We start from the raw sequence: 23,740 nt of genomic DNA, 5'->3' as shown, positions 1-23,740 counted from the left end.
GCGGGCCGGGGGCGGGCGTCAGTCCAGATAGCCCCGTAGCTGGTCGGCGAAGGCGTGGTCGCGGAGTTTGCCCAGGGTCTTGGACTCGATCTGCCGTATCCGTTCGCGGGTGACGCCGAAGATGCGGCCGATCTCCTCCAGGGTGCGGGGGCGGCCGTCGGCGAGGCCGTAGCGGAGCTGGACGACCTTGCGTTCGCGTTCGCCGAGGGTGGACAGGACGGCGTCGAGGTGTTCGCGGAGCAGCAGGAACGCGGCGGATTCGACGGGTGAGGCGGCGTCGCCGTCCTCGATGAGGTCGCCGAAGGCGACGTCGTCCTCCTCGCCGACGGGGGCGTGCAGGGAGACCGGTTCCTGGGCCAGGCGCAGCACCTCGCTGACGCGTTCCTCGGTGAGGTCGAGGTGGGCGGCGACCTCTTCGGGGGTGGGTTCGTAGCCGCGTTCCTGGAGCATCCGGCGCTGGACGCGGACCACGCGGTTGATCAGCTCGACGACGTGGACGGGGACGCGGATGGTGCGGGCCTGGTCGGCGAGGGCGCGGGACATCGCCTGGCGGATCCACCAGGTGGCATAGGTGGAGAACTTGTAGCCGCGGGCGTAGTCGAATTTCTCGACGGCGCGGATGAGGCCGAGGTTTCCTTCCTGGACGAGGTCGAGCATGGTCAGGCCGCGGCCGACGTAGCGCTTGGCGACGGAGACGACGAGGCGGAGGTTGGCCTCGATCAGGCGGCGTTTGGCGATCCGGCCCAGGACCACCAACCGGTCGAGGTCGTAGGCGAGTTGGGAGGTCAGGTCGGGGGTGCTGGTGAGTTTCTCCTCGGCGAAGAGGCCGGCTTCGACGCGGCGGGCGAGCTCGACCTCCTCGGCTGCGGTGAGCAGCGGGATCCGGCCGATCTCGCGGAGGTACTGGCGGAAGAGGTCGGAGGAGGGGCCGCTCGTATCGGGGCGGGGCACGGGCTCCGGGATGATTTCCTCGACGAGCGTCTCGGCGGCGGGGGCCCCGGGCTGCTGCGGCACGGTGACCTGCTCGGCCGGCGGCTGCGGGGGCGGCTCGGCCTGGGGTGTCCCGGGGCGGGAGGGCGCGTCGGGGCGGGTCCGGGTCTGCACGGGGGCGACCTCCAGTGTGATCGCGGCTGAGGCGGCAGAAAGGCCGGGAACGGCTGCGGCCGAGCCGCACGCCGTCCCGTACGTCACGAGCGGCTGCGCGGGAGATTCACGATCCGGCCGACCGGACCCGCCGCGCTCCGAGGACTCAGGCACCGCTCCTCAGTGTGGGGTACGACACACTCCCGCCACGAGGGGCGTGCGTCCACTTTTTGAGTCCGTTCCGTGACCGGGCGGCTACGGCGGGGTGTTGCGGGGCCCTGGGGGCGGGGCGAACAGATCCCGTAGGGGATGCGAGGGCAGCCGGCAAGGGGGGCGGCGGCGCCTAGAGGGCGGCGTAGCCGCGTTCGCGGAGGGATTGGCCGTACTGCTGGAGGACCCAGAGTTCGTTCTGGACGGCGGCGAGGTGTTCGGGGTCGGCGCGGGGGCCCAGGCGCTGGAGGGTGCCGCGGATTTCGGTGATGCGGTGGTTGACGGCGGCGAGGCGGACGGCGACCAACTGGACGCCGGCGTAGGCGTCGTCGGGGTCGCGGCGGGTGTGCAGGGGTTCGACGGCGAGCTCTCTGACCATGGCGCGGACGGTGTCGTCGGCGGCGGCGTCGATGACGCGGGTGAGGTAGTCGTGGTCGGCCGCGGAGGCGCCGCCCGCGTCCTCGATGCACTGGCGGACGGTGGCGTAGGGCGGGGCGGTGAACTCGTCGGCCCCGTAGGCGTCGAAGGCCGGGGAGACCAGGTCGGGGCGCTGGAGGGTGAGTTTGAGGAGTTCGCGTTCGACGCGGTGGGCGGGGCTGCGGAGGTTGAGGGCCGGGCCGCGCGGGCCGGGTGCGGGGCGCTCCGGTCCGGGGGCGGGGGCGGGGCCGCGGCGCTGTCGGCCGCCCTGGTCGCCGCCGTCGCGGCCGCGCTCGCGGGCCCAGCGGGCGAGCTGGCCGACGCGGCGGACGACGAACTGGGTGTCGAGGATGCCGAGCATGCCGGCGAGCTGGACGGCGGATTCGTGCTGGATGGAGCTGTTCTTGATGTTGGCGACGATGGGGGCGGCTTCGTCGAGGGCGGCGGCGCGGCCGACGGTGGTGTCGAGGTTGTGGCGCGCGACGACGTGGCGGAGGGCGAACTCGAAGAGGGGGGTGCGGGTCTCGACGAGGTCGGCGACGGCCGCGTCACCCTTGGCCAGGCGCAGCTCGCAGGGGTCCATGCCGCCGGGGGTGATGGCGATGGAGGTCTCGGCGGCGAACTTCTGGTCGTCCTCGAAGGCGCGCAGGGCGGCCTTCTGGCCGGCGGCGTCGCCGTCGAAGGTGAAGACGACCTCGGAGCCGGAGTGGTCCATCAGGAGGCGGCGCAGGATCTTGATGTGGCCTTCGCCGAAGGAGGTGCCGCAGGTGGCGATGGCGGTGGTGATGCCGGCGAGGTGGCAGGCCATGACGTCGGTGTAGCCCTCGACGACGACGGCGCGGCTGGTCTTGGCGATCTCTTTTTTGGCGAGGTCGATGCCATAGAGGACGTGGGACTTGCGGTAGATGGGGGTTTCGGGGGTGTTGAGGTATTTGGGGCCGTTGTCGTCGTCGCGGAGCTTGCGGGCGCCGAAGCCGACGACCTCGCCGGCGATATCGCGGATGGGCCACATCAGGCGGCCGCGGAAGCGGTCGATGGGGCCGCGGCGGCCTTCCTGGGAGAGGCCGGAGAGGATCAGTTCCTGGTCGCTGAAGCCGCGGCCGCGCAGGAAGCGGGTGAGGTGGTCCCAGCCGGCCGGGCTGTAGCCGACGCCGAAGTGCTGGGCGGCGGCCTGGTCGAAGCCGCGCTCGGCGAGGAATGTGCGGCCGATCTCCGCTTCGGGGCCATCGAGCTGTTCGATGTAGAACTGGGCGGCGGCTTTGTGGGCCTCCACCAGGCGGGTGCGTTCGCCCTGCTGGCGGCCGGGGGTGTAGCCGCCCTCTTCGTAGCGCAGGGTGATGCCGGCCTGGGAGGCGAGGCGTTCGATGGTCTCGGCGAAGGAGAGGTGGTCGATCTTCATGACGAAGTCGACGGTGTCGCCGCCCTCCTGGCAGCCGAAGCAGTGGTAGAGGCCTTTGGCGGGGCTGACGTGGAAGGAGGGGGACTTCTCGTCGTGGAAGGGGCACAGGCCCTTGAGGTTGCCGCCGCCGGCGTTGCGGAGCTGGAGGTACTCGGACACGACGGCGTCGATCGGGACCGCGTCCCGTACCGCCTTCACATCGTCATCGTTGATCCGTCCTGCCACGCGTGAATTCTACGGTGGGGGTCGGACAATCCCCGCCGCCCGTCCCGTCCGGCGGCTGTCGCATCAGTTCCAGGAAGCGGTCCAGGCCGATGTTGCCGCCGGAGATGATCACGCCGATGCGGGGCGGGTGGGGGTACCGCCCAGGCGCTGGGGGAGGGTCGACGCGCCCGGCGAGCAGGGCGGCGAGGGCGCAGGCGCCGCTCGGTTCGGTGACGATCTTCAGCCGTTCGAAGGCCAGCTTCATGGCGGCACGGATGTCGTCGTCGCTGACCAGGACGATGGAGTCGAGGAGCTTGCGGTTGATGGCGAAGGTCAGCTCGCCGGGTGCATCGACGGCCTGGCCGTCGGCGATGGTGTGCGGGACGGGGATGGTGACCGGGTGCCCGGCCGCCAGGGAGCGCAGGGTGTCGTCGCCCGCCTCCGGCTCCACGCCGATCATGCGGATGCCGGGCACCAGGGCCGTCGCGGCGGTGGCCGAGCCCGCCATCAGCCCGCCCCCGCCGACCGGTGTGAGCAGCGCGTCCAGCGGGCCGGTCTCCTCGATCAGCTCGAGGGCGGCGGTGCCCTGCCCGGCGATGATGTGCGGATGGTCGTACGGCGGGATCAGGGCCAGGCCGCGCTCGTCGGCCAGCCGGCGGCCGAGGGCGGCGCGGTCGCCGGTGTAGCGGTCGTAGGTGACGATCTCGGCGCCGTACCCGGCGGTGGCGTCGAGCTTGGAGCGCGGCGAGTCCTGGGGCATCACGATGACGGCGCGGCTGCCCAGCTCGCGGGCGGCCAGCGCGACGGCCTGTGCGTGGTTGCCGGAGGAGTAGGCGACGACTCCGCGGCCCAGCTGCTCCGGTGACAGCCGCGAGAGCGCGTTGTAGGCGCCGCGGAACTTGAACGCGCCGGCCCGCTGGAAGTTCTCGCACTTGAGGAAGACCTCGGCGCCGACCAGCGCGTCCAGGGTCCGCGAGTGCAGGACGGGGGTGCGGTGGGCGACGCCCGCCAGCCGGCCGGCGGCGTCCCGGACGTCATCGAGGGTGACGGCCGGGACGTCTGCTTCGGGGCCGGCGGGGCCGGTGGCCTTGCGGGCGGTCATACGGGCACGCTACGGGAGCAGCGAGTCCAGCGGAACCTCCGGATCGGCCAGTACGTCGGCGTCCAACGGCTGCCCGGCGCGGATCAGTTGCTGGACGGTCGGGGCGACGTCCCAGACGTTGACGTTCATGCCCGCCAGGAGACGGCCCTCGGTGAGCCAGAAGGCGATGAACTCCCGTTTGCCGACGTCGCCCCGGCACACCACCTGGTCGTAGCTGCCGGGCGGGGCGTAGCCGGAGTACTCCATGCCGACGTCGTACTGGTCGGAGAAGAAGTACGGGATGCGGTCGTAGCTGACTTGCCGGCCGAGCATGGCGCGGGCGGCGGCGGGGCCGCCGTTGAGGGCGTTGGCCCAGTGTTCGACGCGGATGCGGCTGTCGAGCAGGGGGTGGTCGGCGGCGGCGACATCGCCGGCGGCGTAGATGTGCGGGTCGGAGGTGCGCAGGGACGCGTTCACCGCGATACCGCCGCCGTCGAAGCGGTCGACCAGGGCGAGCCCGGCCTGTTCGGCGAGGGCGGTGCGCGGGGCGGCGCCGATGGCGGCGAGCACGTCGTGGGCGAGGTGTTCCTCGCCGTCGTCGGTGCGCACCGCCAGCACCATGCCGTCCTGGCCGACGATCTCGGTGAAGCGGGCGCCGAAGTGGAAGCGGACGCCGTGTTCGCGGTGCAGGTCGGTGAACAGGTCGCCCAGTTCGGGGCCCAGGACGCCGTGCAGTGGCGTCGGCGCGGGCTCCACGACGGTCACCTCGGCGCCGTAGGAGCGGGCGGCGGCGGCGACCTCCAGGCCGATCCAGCCGGCGCCGGCGATGACCAGGTGGCCGTTGTCGCGGCCCAGGGAGGCCAGCACGCCGCGCAGCCGTTCGGCGTGCGCGAGGCGGCGCAGGTGGTGGACGCCGGCGAGTCCGGTGCCGGGGATGTCCAGGCGGCGGGGTTCGGCGCCGGTGGCGAGCAGCAGCTTGTCGTAGACGATCAGGGTGCCGTCGCCCAGGCGTACGGTCTTGGCCGCGGCGTCCAGGTGGACGGCGGGCTGGCCGAGGTGCAGTTCGATGTGGGCCTGGGCGTACCAGGCGGGTTCGTGGACGAAGACGCTGTCCCGCTCCTCCTTGCCGAGCAGATACCCCTTGGAGAGCGGGGGGCGCTCGTAGGGGTGGTCGCGCTCGTCACAGATGAGGATCACCCGGCCGGTGAAGCCCTCCGAGCGGAGCGTCTCGGCGGCCTTCGCCCCGGCCAGGCCACCCCCGACGATGACGAACGTCTGGTGTGCGTCGACCACTTGCTTCCTCCTCGTTGCGGTGCCGTACGGCCGCGTCCGCGTCCGTGAACGCCCCGGTGGTGCCCCCCGTGTTCCCTGCCCCCGTGTGTTCTCTGCCCCCGTGTTCTCCTGCCCCCGTTCTCCGCCTCCGTTCGTCGCCCCCGGTTCTCCGCCCCCGTTTTCCTTGCCCCCTGTTGATGTGTCCGGTGCGGTCGGGGTTCCCCGTTCGAAGCAGTCGTGTTCGAGCGTCCCGCACGGAGCGTGAGGGGGGAAGGGGGTCTGCCTTCCCAGGGTCACCCTCGGTTGCCCTAAGCGTTACCAGGGCGACGCGTGAGGCGGGCGTGAAGAGAGCGCGCGGAGGCGTCGGTGAGGGCCGCGATCTGGTCGATGACGGCCCGCATCCGGGCGGTGTCGTCCTCGGCGGTGTCGAACAGCGAACGGAACTGCGGGTCAAGGCCGTCGGGGGCGCGGGCGAGCAGCACCGCGGCCAGTTCGGCGATCACCACGCGCTGGTCCGCGCGCACCGCTTCCTGGTCGGGCCGCTGCATCACGTACCGGTCGGCGACGGCTTTCAAAACGGCGCATTCCAGCCGTGTTTCGGCCGGAACCATCAGCTGCGCCCCGTAGCGGGTGAGCCGCCCGGTGCCCCATGCGGCCCTGGTGGCGACCTCGGCGGCCAGGCAGAAGCGGCCGATCAGCTGGCTGGTGGCGTCTTTGAGGCGGGCCTGGGCGAGCGCGGAACCGTCGTAGCCGTGCGGCCACCACTCCTGCTCCAGGAGGCGGTCCAGGGCGTCGGCCAGTTCCTGGGGGTCCGCGCCGGGCGCGTAGCGCTCACCGGCGACCGCGAAGATCTCGGCGCGTTCGGCGTCGGCGAGCAGGAGGTTGGGGTCGAGATGGCCGGCGTGCAGCCCGTCCTCGACGTCGTGCACCGAGTACGCCACATCGTCCGACCAGTCCATGACCTGCGCCTCGAAGCTGCGCGCGGCGACGGGCGCGCCCTGCCGGAACCAGTCGAAGACCGGCAGGTCGTCCGCGTAGACACCGAACTTCGGCGACGCGGCGTCGGTGGGGTGCGCGCCGCGCGGCCAGGGGTACTTGGTGGCGGCATCGAGGGCGGCGCGGGTGAGGTTGAGGCCGACGCTGGTGGTGGTGCCGTCCGGGGCGGGCACGAACCGCTTGGGTTCCAGGCGGGCCAGCAGCCGCAGCGACTGGGCGTTGCCCTCGAAGCCGCCGCAGGGCGCGGCCACTTCGTTGAGGGTCTGCTCGCCGTTGTGCCCGAAGGGCGGGTGGCCGAGGTCGTGCGCCAGGCAGGCGGCCTCGACGAGGTCCGGGTCGCACCCCAGGGCCGCGCCCAGTTCGCGGCCCACCTGGGCGCACTCCAGGGAGTGGGTCAGCCGGGTGCGCGGGCTGGCGTCCCAGGCGTGGGTGAGGGTGCCCGGGGTGACGACCTGGGTTTTGCCGGCCAGGCGGCGCAGGGCGGCGGAGTGCAGGACCCGGGCCCGGTCACGCTGGAAGGCGGTGCGCCCGGGGCGTTTGTCGGGCTCGGTGACCCAGCGTTCGGCGTCCGTCTCGGTGTAGCCCGGTGTGCCGGGTGCCTGTCCGGTTGTTGATGGTGTGCCCGTCATACAGCGACGGTAGCCGCCTTGATGCCGTCGGGGCCGGATCCGGTACATGCCAGGAGCGCCTGGTCGTAGCGGTGGAGTACGAGACGGGCCAGTGCGGGGTGGTCGCCCAGGGGCGCGGCGGCGATGCGGGGGGCGTGTGCGGCGCACTGGGCGGCGAAGCGGCCGGGGGCGGTGAAGCAGGCGGCGACGGCGATGTGGTGGTGGCCGCGGGCGGTGAGCAGGCGGACGGCTTCGGGGACGGTGGGGGTGGCCGAATCCGAGAGGCGACGCGAAGCGTCTCCACCTGGGGCGGTGGTGGGCGACGGGTGGGCGGGGATGACGGGGATGCCGCCGAGGCGGGCCGACAGGAGCCGGCCGATGCCGGCGGTGTCCTCGGCGGAGCGCGCCGCCCGGGAGCCGGCCGAGGCCAGGACGACGGCGGTGCGGTGGCGGGCGGGCGCCGAGGGGAAGCCGGCCTCCAGGAGGCGGCCGTGCAGCGCCTCCGCCAGGAGGGGATGGGGGCCCAGTGGCTCGGCGATCCGGCCCGCCAGGTGGGGCGCGGCCGCCAGGGCGGCGGGCAGGTCGTGCGTCACGTGGTAGCCATGGCCGAAAAGCAGCGGTACGAGGACGGCCTCGCCGCGCAGTTCTTCGAGGGTGTCGGCGAGCGACGGCCGGTTCAGCTCGATATGGCCGAGCCGTACGGCCAGGCCGGGGCGGAGGGCGCGGATCCCGTCGAGCAGCGCGCGGACGGTGTGGAGGGCGCGTGGGTCGCGGCTGCCGTGGGCGACGGCGACCAGTGTGGGGGCGGCGTCACCGGGGGCCGTCGCGGGCCGGGGAGGGCGCCGGAAGCCGTGCAGCCGGACCCGGCTGAGCTGGCTGCTCAGCTGGGCGGTGATCTCGGTGGCGAGACCCGCCGAGGCCGGGGCGAGGTCGATCGGGGCCGGGGCGAGGTCGACCGGGGCCGGGGCGAGGTCGACCGGGGCCGGGGCGAGGTCGACCGGGGCGGGCTGGTGCGGTATCGACTCCGTCATGGCGGGAGCCTGGCAGCCGGTCGTTGCGGTTCCGTTTCCCCGAGGGGAACTTCGCGTGGCGTCCGGCCCCGCACGCCCGCGCCGCGCGGGAGGTACCCGCCGCGCGCCCGCAACAGACCCGGTCGGCGCCCGTAACACCCTCCCCCACCCCGCCGGCGCGTGGAGACGCCCCGGCTGCCCCGCCCCGACACGGCCTTCATGCGGGCGGAGCGGATGGAACGGGTGGGGTGAGCGGGGCGGGCGGGGGCCGCTGGTCGAACTCGGCGCGGGCGGCCAGGATGTCGCGGGCGTGCGCCACCGACCATTCGGCGAGCGCCGCCGTCAGCCGGCCCGCCTGCACTCCGAGTGCGGTCAGGCCGTACTCCACGCTGGGCGGCACGGTCGCGTACACGGTGCGGCTGACCAGGCCGTCGCGCTCCAGGGTGCGCAGCGTCTGGGTGAGCATCTTCTGCGTGATGCCGTCGAGCAGGCGGCGCAGTTCGCTGAAGCGCAGCGGGCGGTCGCTGCTCCGGAGGGCGGCGAGGACGTACAGCGACCACTTGTTGGCAAGGACTTCGACAACGGTGCGGGAGGGGCAGTCGCGGCGGTAGGTGAGGGGACGGGCGGTGCCGCCCATCGGGTCGGTATCCATGAGGTACCTAGGTATCAACAAGGTGCCATCTTCACAAGAGATACCGACTCTGACCAGGATGGTTCCCGTACCGCGCCGGTACGTCCTCCAAGCCCGGCACGTCCCCAAGTCCCCTCCTGTTCCGTGAGGTTCACCATGTCCGCACGCATGCCCGCCATCAGCCAGCGCCACTTCGGCGGCCCCGAGGTGCTGGAACTCGTCGAGACCGGCCGTCCGGTGCCCGGACCGGGCCAGGTGCTCGTCAGAGTGCTCGGCGCCGGTGTCAATCCGGCGGACTGGAAGCTGCGTTCCGGCGCGGTCCGGAAGTTCGGCGACCCGCCGTTCACGCTGGGCCTGGACCTGTGCGGCGAGGTCGTGGAGACGGGGGCGGGCGCCGGGCGCTTCCGGGTGGGGGATGTGGTGTACGGCTGTGTCTTTCCGCCGCACGGCGCCTACGCCGCCTACGCCGCCGCGTCCGAGGAGGCCCTGGCCCTGGTGCCGGAAGGCCTCGGTCCGGTCCGGGCGGCGGCCCTGCCGGTCGCGGGACTCACCGCATGGCAGCCGCTGGTCAAGGTGGCCGATGTGCGGGCCGGGCAGCGAGTGCTGATCCATGCGGCGGCGGGCGGGATCGGCCATCTCGCCGTACAGATCGCGAAGGCCCGCGGGGCGTATGTGCTGGGCACGGCCCGTGCCGCCAAGCACGGCTTCCTGCGGGAGCTGGGCGCGGACGAGGTCATCGACTACACGGCGGCCGATTTCGCGCAGGAGGCGCGGGACGTGGATGTGGTGATCGATCCGATCGGCGGGGAGTACGGCCCGCGGTCCCTCAAAACGCTGGCGCCGGGCGGGCTGCTGATCGACGTACGGGGAACGGGGCCCGACCGCGCCGCCGTACGGGAGGCGGCGCGGGCGCGGGGGCTGCGCTATGTGGAGTTCGGGTTCACGCCGTCGGGTGCGGATCTCGAACGGCTCGGCAGGCTGGTGGAATCGGGCGCGGTGCGGGTCACGGTGGACCGGGTGCTGCCCCTGAAGGCGGCCGCCGAGGCGCATGCGGCGAGCGAGGGCGGGCGGGTGCGGGGGAAGATCGTGCTGGTCCCCTGACCGGGCGCGCCCCCGCCCGCTCCCCCTAGTACGCCTCGATCTCCTTGAGGTAGGCCGCCCGGGTTCCCTCGTCCAGGAACGACGCCCGGAAGGAGTTGCGGGCGAGGGTGCGCAGGGTCTCCTCGTCGAGGCCGAGGGCGTCGCGTACCGCCGTGAAGTTGTCGTGCGCGTAGCCGCCGAAGTAGGCGGGGTCGTCGGAGTTGACGGTGACCAGCAGGCCGGCGTCCAGCATGGCGGGCAGCGGATGGTCGGCGAGGTCGTCGATGACGCGGAGCCGGACGTTCGACAACGGGCAGACGGTGAGCGGGATCTGGTCCGCCACCAGGCGGGCCACCAGCCGCTCGTCCTCCAGGGAGCGCACCCCGTGGTCGATCCGGTCGACGCCGAGGATGTCCAGGGCCTCCCACACATAGGCGGCGGGCCCCTCCTCCCCCGCGTGCGCCACGCACTTGAGCCCGGCCTCCCGCGCCAGCGCGTAGACCTCCTTGAACTTCGACGGCGGGTGGCCGACCTCCGCCGAGTCCAGGCCGACGGCGGTGATCCGGTCGAGGTAGGGGCGGGCCGCCTCGAAGGTCGCCAGGGCCGATGCGGCGCTCTCGTCGCGCAGGAAGCACATGATGAGACGGGTGGTGATGCCGTACGTCTCCTGGGCGGCGTCCAGCGCGCGGGACAGCCCGCGGATGACGGTGCCGATCGGGACGCCGCGCGCGGTGTGCGCCTGCGGGTCGAAGAAGATCTCGGCGTGCCGCACGCCCTGCTCCTTGGCGCGCGCGAGGTAGGCGTTGGTGAGGTCCGCGAAGTCGTCCTCGGTGCGCAGTACGGCCATCAGCGCGTAGTAGAGGTCGAGGAAGGACTGCAGGTCGGCGAAGGAGTAGGCGCGGCGCAGCGCGTCCTGGTCGGCGTAGGGGAGCGTGATGCCGTTGCGCTCGGCGAGGGCGAACGCCAGCTCCGGCTCCAGGGTGCCTTCGATGTGGAGATGCAGCTCCGCCTTGGGCAGCGGGGGCTTGGCAGCGGATGCGGCGGAGGGGGAGGGAGGCACGCGGGTCACACCTGTTCTGCGGTACGGGAGGGATCGTCCAGGTTAGCGGGGGCCCGGTCCGGGGCGTGTTCCGGCGCTGCCGCGGCGCCCGGCCCGGCCGCCTGCCGGGCCCGCTTCACCGCGTCGCCCGGCCAGCAGCCGCCCTCGATGGCGGTCCCGGTGGCGCGCAGCCGGGCGGCGAGCGGCTCGGCCGCCAGATAGACCCAGGCCCGCACCGTGCTGCCGTCCGGGCGCACGGCCTCGGTGGTCACCCGCTCGTAGACGTTCTCCGGGTCGCCGGGGACGTAGTCCTCCAGCCGGTCCAGCACCGCGCGCACCTCGTCGTAGTCCGCGTCGCGGGGCCGGACGAGGGTGCCGTGCACCACCGCGTCCGCGGGCCCGGCTATCGCGTACGGGTACCCGGGGCCGTCGTAGAGCAGCGCGCCGCCGATCCGGGCGGGCTCCTCGGTGGCGGTCCGGCCGCGCAGGGTCCAGGCGTGGTTGGCCTCGCCGGGACGCAGCGTTCCGTAGACGAAGAACGGCAGCCGCTCGGGCTCGGTGATCATGGGCGGTCGGTCCTTTCCGGGGACGCCGGGTGCCGGTCTGAGCTGTGACGTTGCACCCCTACTGCCACCATGCCAGGCCGCCGGTGCAACCATCACCGGCCATCGGGCGTCGCAGCTTGCGACATCGATCACCAGCAGCCTGCGAGATCCCTCGCGGCCGCGGACGGGGGCAGGGATGGAAGGGCAGGGGCCGGGGTTCGCGGGGCGCCTCCGCGAAGGTGCGCGACGCATACGGCTGCCGCGGACCCGGCGGGGCCGGCGCCGCACCTACCAGGTGGTGGTGGCGGTGACGGTGCTCGCGCTGGCGCCGGCGACATGGATGAACGCGATGGCCGGTCCCCGCGTCCGCACGGTCGCCGACGCGCCGGCGGCGCCGGTTGCCGTCGTCTTCGGCGCGGGCCTGTGGAACGGCGAGCCGTCCCCGTATCTCGCGCACCGCCTGGATGCGGCGGCCGATCTCTACGACCGCGGCACGGTCCGCGCCATCCTGGTCACCGGCGACAACAGCACCCACGACTACGACGAGCCGGACGCGATGCGCGCCTATCTGCTGCGGCACGGTGTCCCGGCCCGGAAGATCGTCAGCGATTACGCGGGCTTCGACACCTGGGACTCGTGCAGCCGCGCGCACCGGATCTTCGGCGTCAACCGGGCGGTGCTGGTCAGCCAGGGCTTCCACATCCGGCGGGCGCTGGCGCTGTGCGAGGCGGCCGGGATCGAGTCGTACGGGGTCGGGGTGGCCGCCAAGCACGATGTGACCTGGGCCTATGGCGGCGTACGGGAGATCTTCGCGGCGGGGAAGGCGGCGGCGGACGCGTTGCTGCGGCCCGATCCGCACTTCCTCGGGCCGCGCGAGAAGGGGGTGGCGGAGGCGCTGCGATAGCGCCTCCGCGGGCCCTCAGTCCTCCTGGGTGGCGCGGGCGTAGAGAGCCAGGATGTCCGTTTCGAAGTACGGGCTGTAGGAGATCCGGTCGCTGTGCGGACCGCTCGGGCCGCCGCCGTTGAGGCCGCCGATCAGGCCGATGACGCGGCCGGTGCCGGTGCTCTCGTCGAAGTTCGTCAGCCAGGGGCTGCCGGAGGTGCCGCCGTAGAAGCCGCCGCACTCCATGCGCAGTTGACGGGTGCCGGCCAGCCGGGAAGTGCGGGTTTCGCAGCGTACGGCCCGGTCCTGCGGGTCGTTGCGCACACTGGGGTAGCCGACGACGGTGACCGGGTGGGTGTAACCGCGGGTGGGGGCAAGGGTGTTGCCCCCGGTGACGTCCTCCAGCAGGCGGCCTTGGTCGTCCGGCTCGACGGTGGCGAAGGCGAAGTCGTGGTCGGCGCCGTCCCCGGTGGTGCCGCGGTCGGGGTAGTCGAAGGTGTCGCCGATCGCCCATACCCCGTATGGCTGGGTGGCCGCGCCCGAGGTGTACTGCGGGACGAAGGCGGCGCGCGAGCCCGGGTTGCAGTGCCCTGCGGTGAGGATCAGGTCGCGGTGCGGGCTGCGCACCACGCTGGCGGTGCAGTGGTGCGCCTTCGAGTTCCCGTCGATGGTGAACAGCACGCCGACGGAGGGAATGCCGTCGAAGTGCCGTGCGGCGAGGGGCCGTGCGGCCGAGGACTTGGGCTGCGTGGTGGCCCCGGCCGGCGGTACGGGCGAGGGGCGGGGCCGGGTTCTGCCCTGGGCGGGCGCTATGGCGCCGGCCATCCGCTTCGCCGTCCAGAAGTCGGTGGCGTCCTTACTGGTCCAGGTTGTGCTTGCGGCGCCGTCGCTGCCGTCGTCGGTCGCGCGGCTGACCGATGCCGTCGCAAGGCCCAGCGTGATGCCCAGCACCACAGCCGCCGCCCTCCCCCATCGCTGCTGCATCAGCTCGTCTCCTTCGTGATCCAGTCCAGATAACCGGTGCCGCCCCGGGTGATCGGGGTGGCGATGATCTCGGGTGTCTCGTAGTCGTGCGCATCGTGGAGATAGGCCTCCAGCGCCCCGTACCGCACGGCCGCCGTCTTGAACAGCACCTGCCACTCCTGACTGGTCTCGACGGCGCTTTCCCACCGGAACACCGAGGTCACCGGCGCACTGACCTGCGCACAGGCGGCGAGGCGGCCCTCGATCGCGCCGCGCGCCAGAAGCTCGGCCTTGCGCTCGCTGTCGGTGGTCGTCATGACGGTCAGGAAACGGGCCGACTGCCCGCCCGGATCGGACAGTTCGGCTGCTGAGAACGGTTCGGGGTCGGCCACGGGTGCGCATCCTTCGCGGTGGGGAGCAGGAATTCGTCTCGCACGGCGCGTACAGGGTGATCGCTCGCATCGTACGGACCGCGATCATCATCCCGGTCATGACGGGCCACCTCTGGCCGGCATCCACCCGGACGCCCCGGTTGGTATGGGAACACCTGGCTCATACCGGAACGCCCCGGTTGCGGCCACCCGTGCAGCGGCAAGGATGGAAGGGGATCCCCGCCGGCGGTTCACACGGAAAGGCCCGCACCATGAACGACCTCAACGCCCTCATCCGTGACCAGATCGACGACGCCAGGGCCTCCGCGCACGGCCGCAGCGCCCATCTTTTTCTGCATGACGGCCCGCTGCGGCAGACCGTGATCGCGCTGATCGCCGGGGCCTCGCTGGACGAGCACAACGCTCCGCCGGCGGCGAGCCTGCAGGTACTGAAGGGCCGGGTCCGGCTGACCGGGCCGCACGGGAGCCAGGACCTGATCGCCGGTCAGGTCACCGCGATCGCGCACGAGCGGCACGCGCTGCAGGCCATCGAGGACTCCGCGGTGCTGCTGACGGCCGTGACAGCGGTGGCGCCGCGAGCCCGCGGCGCGGCGACGGTGGCAGCGGCCCGGGGCTGAGCCCACGCGGCGTCGTACCTGCGACTCCCGGCGGGTCCGCGATGAGGTCCGGCACCCGGCGCTTCCTGCTGCTTTCATTCTTCACTTTTTTCTGAATTTTCTGTAGTGGCTACGGCATGTGGTCAGCCGGTCAGCCACTGGTCGTAGGCCAGCTTGCACAGCAGCGCGATGACCACGACCACCAGCACTCCCCGCACGAATCCGGCACCGCGCTTGAGTGCCATCCGGGCGCCCACCAGGCCGCCGACGAGATTGAACAGCGCCAGCAGCGCGCCGAGTTGCCACAGCACGGTGCCCTGCAGGGCGAACATCGTCAGCGCGCCGATGTTGGTGCAGACATTGACGACCTTGGACGTGGCGGAGGAGGTGACCAGGTCCATATGCAGGACGGCGGCCAGCGCGATCACGAGAAAGGCGCCGGTCCCGGGTCCGATCAGGCCGTCGTAGAAGCCGATGCCCAGTCCCACGATGAGGACTGCCGCCAGCACCCGCTGCCGGGTGACCGGTTCCGACGGCGCCGGGGCGGTCCCGAAGGCCGGCCGGAAGAGGATGAAGGCGAGCACGGCAAGGAGTACGGCCATGATCAGCGGCCGGAGCACCGCACTGTTGATACCGGCCGCGAAGAACGCCCCGCCCAGCGATCCGGCCATCGCGGCGAGGCCGATACGCAGCGCCATCCGTACGTCGATCGGCGCCTTGCGGACATAGGTGACGGCCGCCGCGGTGGTGCCGACGATGGCCGTGGACTTGTTGGTGCCGAGGACGTAGGCGGCGGGCGTATGCGGCAGTCCGACCAGCAGAGCGGGGAGGAGCAGCAGTCCGCCGCCGCCCACCACGGCATCGATCCAGCCGGCCGCGAGGGCGGCCACACACAGCAGCGACAGCGTGAGCAGTGATATGTCAGGGGGCACCGCATGATCTTACGAACGACCGGCCCGAGACATGGGCGGCCCGGCGATCTACGCTCTGGACCATGAGAACGGAAACCGAAAAACACTTTCCGGTCGGTGGAAGTTTGCCGGTGCGGCGGCTGGGGTTCGGGACCGGCGGGCTGGCGGGGCCCGGGTACTGGGGGGCACGGCACGAGGACCCCGAGCGGTCCGTTGCGGTGCTGCGGCGGGCCGTGGAGCGCGGGGTCACGCTGATCGACACCGCCGACAACTACGGGCCCGACGTGGCCGAGGAGTTGGTGGCACGGGCCCTGTATCCGTATCCCGCGGGGCTGGTGATCGCGACGAAGGGCGGGGTGGTCCGTACCGGGCCGGATATCTGGCATATCGCGGGGCGGCCGGAGCAGTTGCGTGCCATGTGTGAGGCGAGTCTGCAACGGCTGCGGGTCGAGACGATCGATCTCTATCAGCTGCACCGGCTGGACCCCGAGGTGCCGATGGCCGAGCAGCTGGGTGCGCTGGTGGAGCTGCAACAGGCCGGAAAGATCCGGCACATCGGGCTGGACAGCGTGGGTGTGGCGGAGCTGGCGCGGGCGTCGGAGTGTGCGCCGATCGCCTCCGTACAGAATCGCTACAACCTGATGGACCGGGGGTCGGAGGCGGTGGTCGAGTGGTGCGAGGGGCGCGGCGTGGCGTTCTTGCCGTGGTTTCCGCTGGGACACGGGGCGTTGACGGGGGGCACCGGTGAAGCGCTCACCGAGGTCGCCCGGCGGCACGGGGCGACCACCGGGCAGATCGCGCTGGCCTGGCTGCTGCACCGCTCCCCCGTCCTGCTGCCCACGCCCGGTACGGGATCGCTCGCCCACCTGGACGAGAACCTCGATGCCGGGCGGATCGCGCTGACGGTGGACGATATGGCGCGGCTGGGCGCGGCCGCGTAGCCGGCTCTACGGCGCCGCCTGCGGCTCGGGGGCGGTGTGGCCCGCCGGGGTGCGGTCCGGGGCGGGCGGGGCGGCCGGGGTCACCGTCAGGGAGACCAGCGTGGCGGTGAGGGCGCTCGCCCCTGCCAGGCATGCCGCGAGCCGGCGGCGGGCCCGCAGGGTGGCGGCCGGGATGATGTGCGGCTTGCGGTGTCTGGCCATGGGGAGTCCGGGTCCTGGAGCAGGGGCGGGGGACGGGGGGCGGGGGAAATGGTGGTCAGAAGGTGAAGTGCTCCGCGTGGATCCGGGAGTCCGGTACACCCGCCCGTTTCAGTGCGGTGAGCGCCGCCGCGGTCATGCCGGGCGGGCCGCACACATACACATCGTGTTCGGGCAGGCCGGGGACGAGGTTGCCCAGGGCCCGCGGGGCCAGTGGGTCGAAGGAGGCGTCGGAGGGGCCGAGGAGGTAGTGGAGGGCGGCGCCGCGGGCTTCGGCGATGGCTTCGAGTTCGTCTCGCAGGACCAACTGGGCGGCGTTGCCCGCCCGGTAGAGGAGGGTGAGGTCACCGGGGCCGCCGGGGAGGGTTTCGAAGAGGGCGCGCATCGGGGTGATGCCGACGCCGCCGGCCAGGAGCACCACCTTGCGGCGGGTACGGCGGTGGGCCGTCATGGCGCCGAACGGGCCGGTGGCCAGGACCCGTACGCCGGGGCGGAGCCGGCGGATCCGGCGGGTGTGGTCGCCGCACGCCTTGACGGTGATGCGCAGGGTGTCGTTACGGGGCGGCGCGGAGAGGGAGAAGGGCAGGGACGTACGCCACAGGCGCCGGTCCAGGAAGCGCCAGCGGAAGAACTGGCCGGGCTCGGCGCGCAGCGCATCCAGGGCGAGGCCCTGCATGACGACCGAGACGACGTCCGGCCCCTCGGTGCGGACCTCGATGATGCGCAGGCTGTGGCGCAACGCCTGGCGCACCGGCACGATCAGGCGGTACCAGACCAGCAGGACGCCGATGGTGGTGTGCAGCATCGTCCACAGCCAGGCGGCGAGCGGACCGCCGGCCAGATCGGGGCCGGAGAGCTGGTGGGCGAAGGCGAGGGCGGCGCCCAGGTAGGCCAACAGGTGGGCGGCGCGCCAGATTTCGTGGGGTACGCGGCGGCGGACCGCGCGGGCCGAGGAGGCGCCGACGGCGGCCAGCAGGACGGTGCCGGCGGCGGCCGCGGCCAGGGCCGGGTAGCCCATCAGGCCGACGGCGGCACTGAGCAGGTCGGCGCCGGTGTGGGCGGCGCAGGCGCACAGCGCCAGGGCGGCGTGGGCGAGGCACAGGGTGAGGACGTAGCGGCCGCCGAGGGCGTGCACACGGGCCAGCCGGTCGGCGCCGACGCCGTGCTCGATGGCGGGTACGCGGGCCATCAGCAGCAGCATGACGAGGATGCCGTACGCCGCGAGCAGGCCGCTGAGGTGCGCGAAGGTGGCGAAGAGCGCGTCGAGGCGGAGGGAGGGGGTGGCCTGCGCCAGCCAGAGGATGATGACCGGCCCCGCGCCGAGAGCCAGCCCGGTGAACAGAGCGCGCGGCGAGGTCCGTAGCGGGGGCGCGGGCGCCGACGGGGTGCGCGGCGGCCGGTCGGGGCGGGGCGGCACGGCCTGCGGAGTGATCCGCGAGTAGAGCGGGTGCGGGGCGTCGGGCTGGCTGGTCACATGCCGAAGCTACGGCCATGCGGGGCGCCGAAACAGCAGGTCAGGACGTAATTCCCGATCCTTAAGGCGGCCTTGAGGGACGGCTGAAGGCGGGTTAAGGACGGTGGGGGCGGCCCGCTGAGCTGCCTTGCTCGCCGTCGCTCAGCGGGCCGCCGGTGTGGCGCCCCTCACCGCCGGAGCGGCACCCCTCGTACGGGGCGGACGAGGCGGGAGGCGCGGCACGTCTGCCGCGGTCGCGCGGATTCCCGTCGGGGGACGCCGGCCGGCTCACCGAGCGCTCAGTGGGCCGGGGCTTGGGGGTCGTCGTCGGGTACGGGGATCCGGGCGCCCCGGCTCTCCGCGACGCGGTGGGTGGCGGTGAGCGCCTCAGTCAACTCAACGGCCAGGAGATGGAGTTCGCCCGAAGTCCACTTCCGCTCACGCAGGAAGCGCCGCGCCTCGTCGATGAGTTCGGCGGCTACGCCGAGCTGCACCGCTTCGACGTCGTCGGCGAGGCGGGACACGAGCCCGGTCCCGTCGCCTACGAGAAAGCAGGGTTTGCCGTCGGGGCTCGCCCACGGCAGTAGCCTCGCGGCACCCGTTGCGTCTGTCATGTCCGCCAACCTCCTTGGAGACTTCTCGGGTAACCAGATGTAGTCATTCGGTCACGCGGACAACGCAAGCGGCAATAGAATCGGGACGGTTGAAACGGCAGCGCTCAACATTGCGACCTGCCGCGATGCGACGTATGCCCACATGACGAGAGGTCACGGCATTGGACGAGACAACGCCGCCCGAGCATTTGAATCCGCTCCAGCGCTTCGGCCGTGACATCAGACAGGTACGCCTGGCCCGCAAGCTCACACAGAAGCATCTGGCCAATGCCACGGGCTACTCCATCGGCTACGTCAGCAAGGTCGAGTCGGGCACGCTGCTGCCCAGGCCGAGTGAGAAGTTCGCCAGGGGCTGCGACACCGTGTTCGGGACGGGCGAGTTATTTGCGGGGATGCTGCGCAGGATCGAGGAAGGGGACCACCCAAGCTGGTTCGTTCCGTACGTGAACCTGGAAGGGAAGGCTTCGCGGATCCTGAACTACGAGACCAACCTCGTGGCAGGCATGATTCAGACAGACGACTACGCTCGGGCCGTCTTCCGCGTATCCAACCCTCTGGCCAGTGCGGAGGGGATCGAGGACAAGGTTGCCGCGCGACTACGGCGGCGTGAAATGTTCGAGCGGGAACAGCCACCATTGCTGTGGGCCATTCTTCATGAAGCGTGTCTGCGATCCGTCGTCGGTAACGCCAATGTCATGGCGGGACAGCTTGACCACCTGCTGGGAGTAGCCATGTCGCAACACGTCGCGCTCCAGATCATGCCCTTCTCCGCGGGCATAGCAGCCACGTCGACAATGCCCTTCACGGTGTTGCGCTTCCGGGACGCTTCCGCCGTGTTGTACACGGAGTCGCGGGTAGGAGGCAGGATGCACGACTCCGAACAAATGGTCGATGCCGCCCTTGATGACTACGATCTACTCAGGGCACATGCGTTGTCCCCGGACGAATCGCTGACCCTGATCAAGACTCTGCTGAAGGAGTACCGAGCATGAGCCCCGATTTGGATCTCGCCGCTGCCAAGTGGGTCAAGTCGTCCTACAGCGAAGGCAACGGCGGGATGTGCGTCGAATTCTCCCGAACCTTCACCTGGATCAAGTCGTCCTACAGCGACGGCAACGGAGGGGAATGCATCGAGTTCTCCCGCGCCCTCGCCGAGGCTGACGGCCTCGTCCCCGTCCGCGACAGCAAGAACCCGGACGGCCCGGCGCTCGTCTTCCCCGCGGCGCACTGGTCCTCGTTCGTCACCGCCGTCAAGAATGGGGAGCTCCCCACGTAGAAGGAGCTCCATGAACCTCCGCGACGACGCCCGCACCCTCTCCGACGACCTCGTACGGCTGCGCCGCACGCTGCACCGCATCCCCGAGACCGGGCTGGACCTGCCCCGTACCCAGGAGGCGGTGCTGGCCGAACTGGAGGGGCTGCCGCTGGAGGTGACCACCGGCGAGGGGCTCAGCTCGGTGACGGCAGTACTGAGGGGCGGCCTACCCGGCCCGACCGTCCTCCTGCGCGGCGACATGGACGCCCTGCCGGTCGCCGAACGCACCGGGCTGGACTTCGCGGCCGACAACGGGCGGATGCACGCCTGTGGGCACGACCTGCACACCACCATGCTCACCGGCGCCGCCAAGCTGCTCGCCGCGCACCGGGACCGACTGGCCGGCGATGTGCTGTTCATGTTCCAGCCGGGCGAGGAGGGCCACGACGGTGCGCGCCACATGCTGGCCGAGGGGCTGCTGGACGCGACCGGGCAGCGGCCGGTCGCGGCGTATGCGCTCCATGTGCTGTCGGCGGGTCTGCCCGGCGGCGTCTTCCGCACCCGCGGCGGCCCGGCGATGGCCGCGTCCAATGTGCTGCGGGTGACGGTGCGCGGCGAGGGCGGGCACGGCTCGATGCCGTACCGCGCCAAGGACCCGGTGCAGGCGGCGTGTGCGATGGTGACGGCGCTTCAGGCGTGGATCACCCGTAGCTTCGATGTCTTCGACCCGGTGGTCCTGACGGTGGGCACCTTCCACGCCGGGACGCAGACCAACGTCATCCCGGAGACCGCGGAGTTCCAGGCGACCGTACGCAGCTTCTCGGACGCCGCCCAGGCGCGGGTCAAGGACGGCACGGTGGAGGTGTGCCGAGGCATCGCGGCGGCGTACGGGGTGGGGGTGGACGCGGAGTTCGCCGAGCTGTATCCGGTGACGGTCAACGATCACGGCGAGGCGGCCTTCGTGGGGGACGTGGTCCGCGAGGCACTGGGCGAGGAGCGCTTTACTCCGCAGCCGCAGCCGCTGCCGGGCTCGGAGGACTTCTCCCGGGTACTGGACGACGTCCCCGGCGCGATGACCTTCCTCGGCGCCCCGCCCGCCGGCGCCGACCCCGAGCGCAGCCCCAACAACCACTCCCCGCTCGCCGTGTTCGACGATGCGGTGCTGGCGGACGGGGCGGCGGTGTACGCGGAGCTGGCGGCGCGGCGGCTGGCGCAGACGCCGTCGGGGGCCGATGGCTGAGGGCGCCGCGGAGGCCCTCTAGGCCTGCTCCCGGAGGCCGTCTCTTAGAAGCTTCTTAGGCCCGGTCACTATCCAGGACGCATGACATCCAAGATCACACGAGTGGTCGCCGCCTCCCTCGCACTGACCGCCACCACCCTGGGCCTCGCCGGCTGCGACAGCGCCGCAGCCGGGACGCTCAAGGGCAGCCGTCTCGAACTCCCCGTCACAGGTGGCACGGCCGTCGTCGACACCGCCTCGCTGGCGGTGACCGCGCGCACCGGTGGCGGGCAGCGGCTGACGCTGTCCGAGGCGGCCGCGGGCGGGCTCGGCAAGCCCGGTCCGGTGACCCGTACGGCCGGCGGGGCGCGCTGGAGCTACCCCGCCAAGGGGCTGGACGTGACGGCCCGTTCGGACCACGGACGGCTGCGGATCACGCTGCGGTCGGACCGCGACGGCTCCGTCAACTGGCCGGTCACCGGCACCGATCCCGCCGCCTCGGCCGTCCAGCTCCCGCGCGGTGAGGGTCTGGACATCCCCGTGCGGGACGCCTTCTGGAATGCACAGAAGGGCGGGCTGGCGGGCAGCACGGTCGACGTGGGCGCCGAGTTGGCGCTCCCCCTGTGGGGCTACTCCATGAAGGGGGCAGCGGGCGGCCGTGGGGTCAGCTATCTCACCCCCACCGACATCGGTACGTCGCTGCGTTTCGCCTCCACCGGCGGCCGGCTGCGTGCCACCGCCGCCCATGCCTTCGACTCCGGTGAGGGCACCCGCGACTACGACGTCTCCTTCGCCCTGACCAACGGCAACCCGGTCGCCCCCGCCGCCGACTACCGCTCCTACCTCTCCCAGCACGGCCAACTCGGCAGCCTGCGCGAGAAGATCCGCCGCAACCCGGCCAACGGCAAGCTGCTCGGCGCCTTCCACGCCTATGTGTGGGGCGACGCCCGTACCGCCTCGGGCATCGGGAAGCTGAAGAAGCTGGGCGTGGACCGGATGTGGCTCGGTTACGACGCGGGCCCCGGCTCGATGGACGCCAAGGCCGTCAAGGCGGCCAAGAACGCGGGCTATCTGGTCGGCCCCTACGACTCGTTCGCCAACGGGCAGGACCCCAAGACCGCCGACAGCCCGACCTCGGCATGGCCGGACCGCGTCTACCCCGACTTCTGCGTACGCAAGGCGGACGGCACCCCGGAGACCGGGTTCGGCGGCCGCGGCTGCTACCTCAGCTCGCGCGCCTTCGAGAAGGCCGAGCCGGGCAGGCACTATCTGGCCGACCGCACCCGCACGATGGTCGCCAACGGCGCGGACAGCTACTTCCTCGACGTCGATGCGACGGGCGAGGTGTTCCGCGACCACGGCGCGGGCCATCGGATGACCAAGGCCGGCGACCGCCACAACCGTCTCGCCCGGATGCGGCGGCTGGCGCAGCACCTCGTCCTGGGCTCCGAGTCCGCCCAGCCCTGGGCCAACAAGGTGCTGGCCTTCGACCACGGCTCCGGCACCCCCGTCGCCGACGGCCTGTGGAAGCTGGAGCGCGACAGGGAGAAGTGGGGCGGCTACTACCCGCAGAACGCCCCGAAGATCTTCTTCAAGCCCGTGCGGCTGCCGGCCGACCTGGCCACCGCCATGTACGACCCCGCCTACCGCGTCCCGCTCTACGAGACCGCGCTGCACGGTTCGCTGGTCAACGCGGAGCGCTGGGAGCTGTCGTACGACAAACTGCCGCAGCACAAGACCACCCGCGCGCTGCTGGCGATGCTCTACAACACCCCGCTCAACTACGTCCTCGACGGCCCCACGCTCCGGCAGCACGGCCCCGAACTCGCCGCACTGCAGAAGTACTTCTCCCCGCTGCACCGCGCCGCCGGCACCGAGCGGATGACGTCCTTCCGGTGGCTCACGGGCGACCGCACCGTACAGCGCACGGTCTTCGGTGACGGCACGCTGACCGTCACCGCCAACTTCGGCACCACGGCCCATGACGGGCTGCCCGGCGGCTGCGTCGACGCGAAGCTGCGCACCGACGCACAGCCGCGGCGGCTGTGCCCGGCGACTGCGTCGGGTGCCGTGAGCGGTGGGCGCGGCTGACGTGCGTACGGATACGGGCCGGCCCCGAGCCGGCACGCGGTATCGGGGCGACATCGCGGCGGCATCGCGGCGGCATCGGGGCTGACCCGTATCAGGCGAGGAGAGGCGCAGGTGCCTCGCTCAGGAGAGCGTCACCGCACGGCGCTGAAGCTCATGGCGGGAAACTTGGTCTTCGACTGAGCCGTTCCCCAGTCCACCGTGTAGGACGTGCCCTTGCAGTTGAGCTTCGTCCACATCTTGAGCCGGTACCTGGTGTTGTTGTTGATGGACTTCACCGCGACGGAGCGGGTGCTGTGACACGCGCCGCCCTGGAAAGGGGCCACCTTCGAGTACCTGCCCTGGTAGTTCACCTTCGACCAGACGCAGACGTAGTTCTTGGTGCAGCTGCCGCTCGCCGCGCTTGCCGCACCGGTTGCACCGGCTGCACCGGCTGCGCTCGCGGGAGACGCGAGAACGGTCGCACCGACACATCCCGCTGCGAACAGCACGGCCGCCGAGCGCGCAATGCGCTTATGGATCAGCACGGAAATCCCCCTGTACGTGGAACGAGTTGAGGGCTGTGACCACTCAACCTTTGCCGCAGGGACGCTACCAGCCACCCGCTTCCGGACAGCGCGGTGCCGCGAGCACCCGGCGGTGGGACGCGGGA

The 23,740-nt window shown here is 72.0% G+C and carries 23 protein-coding genes and 1 pseudogene; 8 read left to right on the top strand and 16 right to left on the bottom strand.

The genetic code is table 11. The annotated features are described in order from the left end of the window. Positions 1-18: 18 nt before the first annotated feature. The 7 genes from ACZ4S3_RS03850 to ACZ4S3_RS03820 form a co-directional block, all read right to left on the bottom strand. Positions 19-1,257, bottom strand: coding sequence for an RNA polymerase sigma factor (locus tag ACZ4S3_RS03850; protein WP_467925357.1), 1,239 nt, complete (start codon positions 1,255-1,257; stop codon positions 19-21). A 169-nt stretch (positions 1,258-1,426) separates the two neighbouring features. Next, a complete protein-coding gene (dnaG, locus tag ACZ4S3_RS03845; RefSeq protein ID WP_467925356.1) occupies positions 1,427-3,334 on the bottom strand; it encodes a DNA primase in 1,908 nt (635 codons plus the stop codon). Further along, positions 3,312-4,415, bottom strand: coding sequence for a pyridoxal-phosphate dependent enzyme (locus ACZ4S3_RS03840; protein WP_467925354.1), 1,104 nt, complete (start codon positions 4,413-4,415; stop codon positions 3,312-3,314). Before ACZ4S3_RS03840 ends, dnaG begins: the two co-directional genes overlap by 23 nt. A 9-nt stretch (positions 4,416-4,424) precedes the next feature. Next, complete coding sequence (locus ACZ4S3_RS03835; RefSeq protein WP_467925352.1) at positions 4,425-5,687, bottom strand: NAD(P)/FAD-dependent oxidoreductase; 1,263 nt, start codon at positions 5,685-5,687, stop codon at positions 4,425-4,427. A gap of 287 nt (positions 5,688-5,974) precedes the next feature. Beyond that, on the bottom strand, positions 5,975-7,291 hold the full coding sequence (locus ACZ4S3_RS03830; protein ID WP_467925350.1) for a deoxyguanosinetriphosphate triphosphohydrolase: 1,317 nt from the start codon (positions 7,289-7,291) through the stop codon (positions 5,975-5,977). After that, positions 7,288-8,301: a sirohydrochlorin chelatase gene (locus tag ACZ4S3_RS03825; RefSeq protein WP_467925348.1), complete on the bottom strand. Its 1,014-nt coding sequence runs from the start codon at positions 8,299-8,301 to the stop codon at positions 7,288-7,290. The genes ACZ4S3_RS03830 and ACZ4S3_RS03825 overlap by 4 nt, the downstream gene beginning before the upstream one ends. A gap of 196 nt (positions 8,302-8,497) precedes the next feature. Further along, positions 8,498-8,932 carry a winged helix-turn-helix transcriptional regulator gene (locus ACZ4S3_RS03820; RefSeq protein WP_467925346.1) on the bottom strand — a complete coding sequence of 145 codons (435 nt, stop codon included), beginning with the start codon at positions 8,930-8,932 and terminating at the stop codon, positions 8,498-8,500. A 147-nt stretch (positions 8,933-9,079) separates the two neighbouring features. On the opposite strand from ACZ4S3_RS03820, the gene ACZ4S3_RS03815 reads away from it, so the two are divergent. Further along, positions 9,080-10,012 (top strand): NADP-dependent oxidoreductase, encoded by a 933-nt coding sequence (locus ACZ4S3_RS03815; protein WP_467925344.1) that lies wholly within the window; start codon positions 9,080-9,082, stop codon positions 10,010-10,012. A 25-nt stretch (positions 10,013-10,037) separates the two neighbouring features. Here ACZ4S3_RS03815 and ACZ4S3_RS03810 read toward each other — a convergent pair whose 3' ends face one another. Both ACZ4S3_RS03810 and ACZ4S3_RS03805 read right to left on the bottom strand, forming a co-directional pair. Continuing rightward, the gene (locus tag ACZ4S3_RS03810) at positions 10,038-11,060 is read right to left on the bottom strand and encodes an adenosine deaminase (RefSeq protein WP_467925342.1); all 1,023 of its coding nucleotides are present in this window, start codon (positions 11,058-11,060) and stop codon (positions 10,038-10,040) included. A gap of 110 nt (positions 11,061-11,170) precedes the next feature. After that, a pseudogene (locus ACZ4S3_RS03805) lies at positions 11,171-11,596 on the bottom strand (gamma-glutamylcyclotransferase family protein); the annotation flags it as partial. A 175-nt stretch (positions 11,597-11,771) separates the two neighbouring features. Between ACZ4S3_RS03805 and ACZ4S3_RS03800 the strand changes: the two are divergent. Beyond that, entirely contained in the window at positions 11,772-12,479 is a 708-nt protein-coding gene (locus tag ACZ4S3_RS03800) for a SanA/YdcF family protein (protein ID WP_467925340.1), read from the top strand. Positions 12,480-12,494: 15 nt separating this feature from the next. Here the strand turns inward: ACZ4S3_RS03800 and ACZ4S3_RS03795 are convergent, their stop codons facing one another. Continuing rightward, a complete protein-coding gene (locus tag ACZ4S3_RS03795; protein WP_467925338.1) occupies positions 12,495-13,442 on the bottom strand; it encodes a trypsin-like serine peptidase in 948 nt (315 codons plus the stop codon). Beyond that, positions 13,442-13,738, bottom strand: coding sequence for a divalent-cation tolerance protein CutA (cutA, locus tag ACZ4S3_RS03790; protein WP_467927253.1), 297 nt, complete (start codon positions 13,736-13,738; stop codon positions 13,442-13,444). The genes ACZ4S3_RS03795 and cutA overlap by 1 nt, the downstream gene beginning before the upstream one ends. A 326-nt stretch (positions 13,739-14,064) precedes the next feature. Between cutA and ACZ4S3_RS03785 the strand changes: the two genes are divergently transcribed. Then, on the top strand, positions 14,065-14,430 hold the full coding sequence (locus tag ACZ4S3_RS03785) for a cupin domain-containing protein (protein WP_467925336.1): 366 nt from the start codon (positions 14,065-14,067) through the stop codon (positions 14,428-14,430). Between the two features lie 122 nt (positions 14,431-14,552). Here ACZ4S3_RS03785 and ACZ4S3_RS03780 read toward each other — a convergent pair whose 3' ends face one another. Next, entirely contained in the window at positions 14,553-15,341 is a 789-nt protein-coding gene (locus tag ACZ4S3_RS03780) for a sulfite exporter TauE/SafE family protein (protein ID WP_467925334.1), read from the bottom strand. Between the two features lie 62 nt (positions 15,342-15,403). Here ACZ4S3_RS03780 and ACZ4S3_RS03775 point away from each other — a divergent pair, with 62 nt between their 5' ends. Then, positions 15,404-16,261 carry an aldo/keto reductase gene (locus ACZ4S3_RS03775; RefSeq protein ID WP_467925332.1) on the top strand — a complete coding sequence of 286 codons (858 nt, stop codon included), beginning with the start codon at positions 15,404-15,406 and terminating at the stop codon, positions 16,259-16,261. 6 nt (positions 16,262-16,267) lie between these two features. Here ACZ4S3_RS03775 and ACZ4S3_RS03770 read toward each other — a convergent pair whose 3' ends face one another. The 3 genes from ACZ4S3_RS03770 to ACZ4S3_RS03760 all read right to left on the bottom strand — a co-directional run bounded on the left by ACZ4S3_RS03770 (position 16,268) and on the right by ACZ4S3_RS03760 (position 18,526). Beyond that, positions 16,268-16,462, bottom strand: coding sequence for a hypothetical protein (locus tag ACZ4S3_RS03770; RefSeq protein WP_467925330.1), 195 nt, complete (start codon positions 16,460-16,462; stop codon positions 16,268-16,270). Between the two features lie 55 nt (positions 16,463-16,517). After that, positions 16,518-17,933: a ferredoxin reductase family protein gene (locus ACZ4S3_RS03765; protein ID WP_467925328.1), complete on the bottom strand. Its 1,416-nt coding sequence runs from the start codon at positions 17,931-17,933 to the stop codon at positions 16,518-16,520. 278 nt (positions 17,934-18,211) lie between these two features. Continuing rightward, on the bottom strand, positions 18,212-18,526 hold the full coding sequence (locus ACZ4S3_RS03760) for a hypothetical protein (RefSeq protein ID WP_467925326.1): 315 nt from the start codon (positions 18,524-18,526) through the stop codon (positions 18,212-18,214). Positions 18,527-18,687: 161 nt separating this feature from the next. Here ACZ4S3_RS03760 and ACZ4S3_RS03755 point away from each other — a divergent pair, with 161 nt between their 5' ends. From ACZ4S3_RS03755 to ACZ4S3_RS03740, 4 genes are all read left to right on the top strand, one after another. Continuing rightward, positions 18,688-19,518 carry a helix-turn-helix domain-containing protein gene (locus ACZ4S3_RS03755; RefSeq protein WP_467925325.1) on the top strand — a complete coding sequence of 277 codons (831 nt, stop codon included), beginning with the start codon at positions 18,688-18,690 and terminating at the stop codon, positions 19,516-19,518. Next, positions 19,515-19,802: a DUF397 domain-containing protein gene (locus ACZ4S3_RS03750; RefSeq protein ID WP_467925323.1), complete on the top strand. Its 288-nt coding sequence runs from the start codon at positions 19,515-19,517 to the stop codon at positions 19,800-19,802. Before ACZ4S3_RS03755 ends, ACZ4S3_RS03750 begins: the two co-directional genes overlap by 4 nt. A gap of 10 nt (positions 19,803-19,812) precedes the next feature. After that, positions 19,813-21,021 (top strand): M20 metallopeptidase family protein, encoded by a 1,209-nt coding sequence (locus ACZ4S3_RS03745; protein ID WP_467925321.1) that lies wholly within the window; start codon positions 19,813-19,815, stop codon positions 21,019-21,021. A gap of 81 nt (positions 21,022-21,102) precedes the next feature. Next, positions 21,103-23,091 (top strand): glycoside hydrolase, encoded by a 1,989-nt coding sequence (locus tag ACZ4S3_RS03740; protein WP_467925319.1) that lies wholly within the window; start codon positions 21,103-21,105, stop codon positions 23,089-23,091. 131 nt (positions 23,092-23,222) lie between these two features. Here ACZ4S3_RS03740 and ACZ4S3_RS03735 read toward each other — a convergent pair whose 3' ends face one another. Beyond that, positions 23,223-23,615, bottom strand: a complete 393-nt coding sequence (locus tag ACZ4S3_RS03735) for a peptidase inhibitor family I36 protein (RefSeq protein WP_467925317.1) — start codon at positions 23,613-23,615, stop codon at positions 23,223-23,225. Between the last annotated feature and the right edge of the window lie 125 nt (positions 23,616-23,740).

It is taken from the genome of Streptomyces sp. NPDC028368 (genome assembly GCF_055565615.1).
The sequence above is the reverse complement of the archived record's forward strand: the minus strand, read 5'-3'. Positions and strand labels throughout refer to the sequence as shown.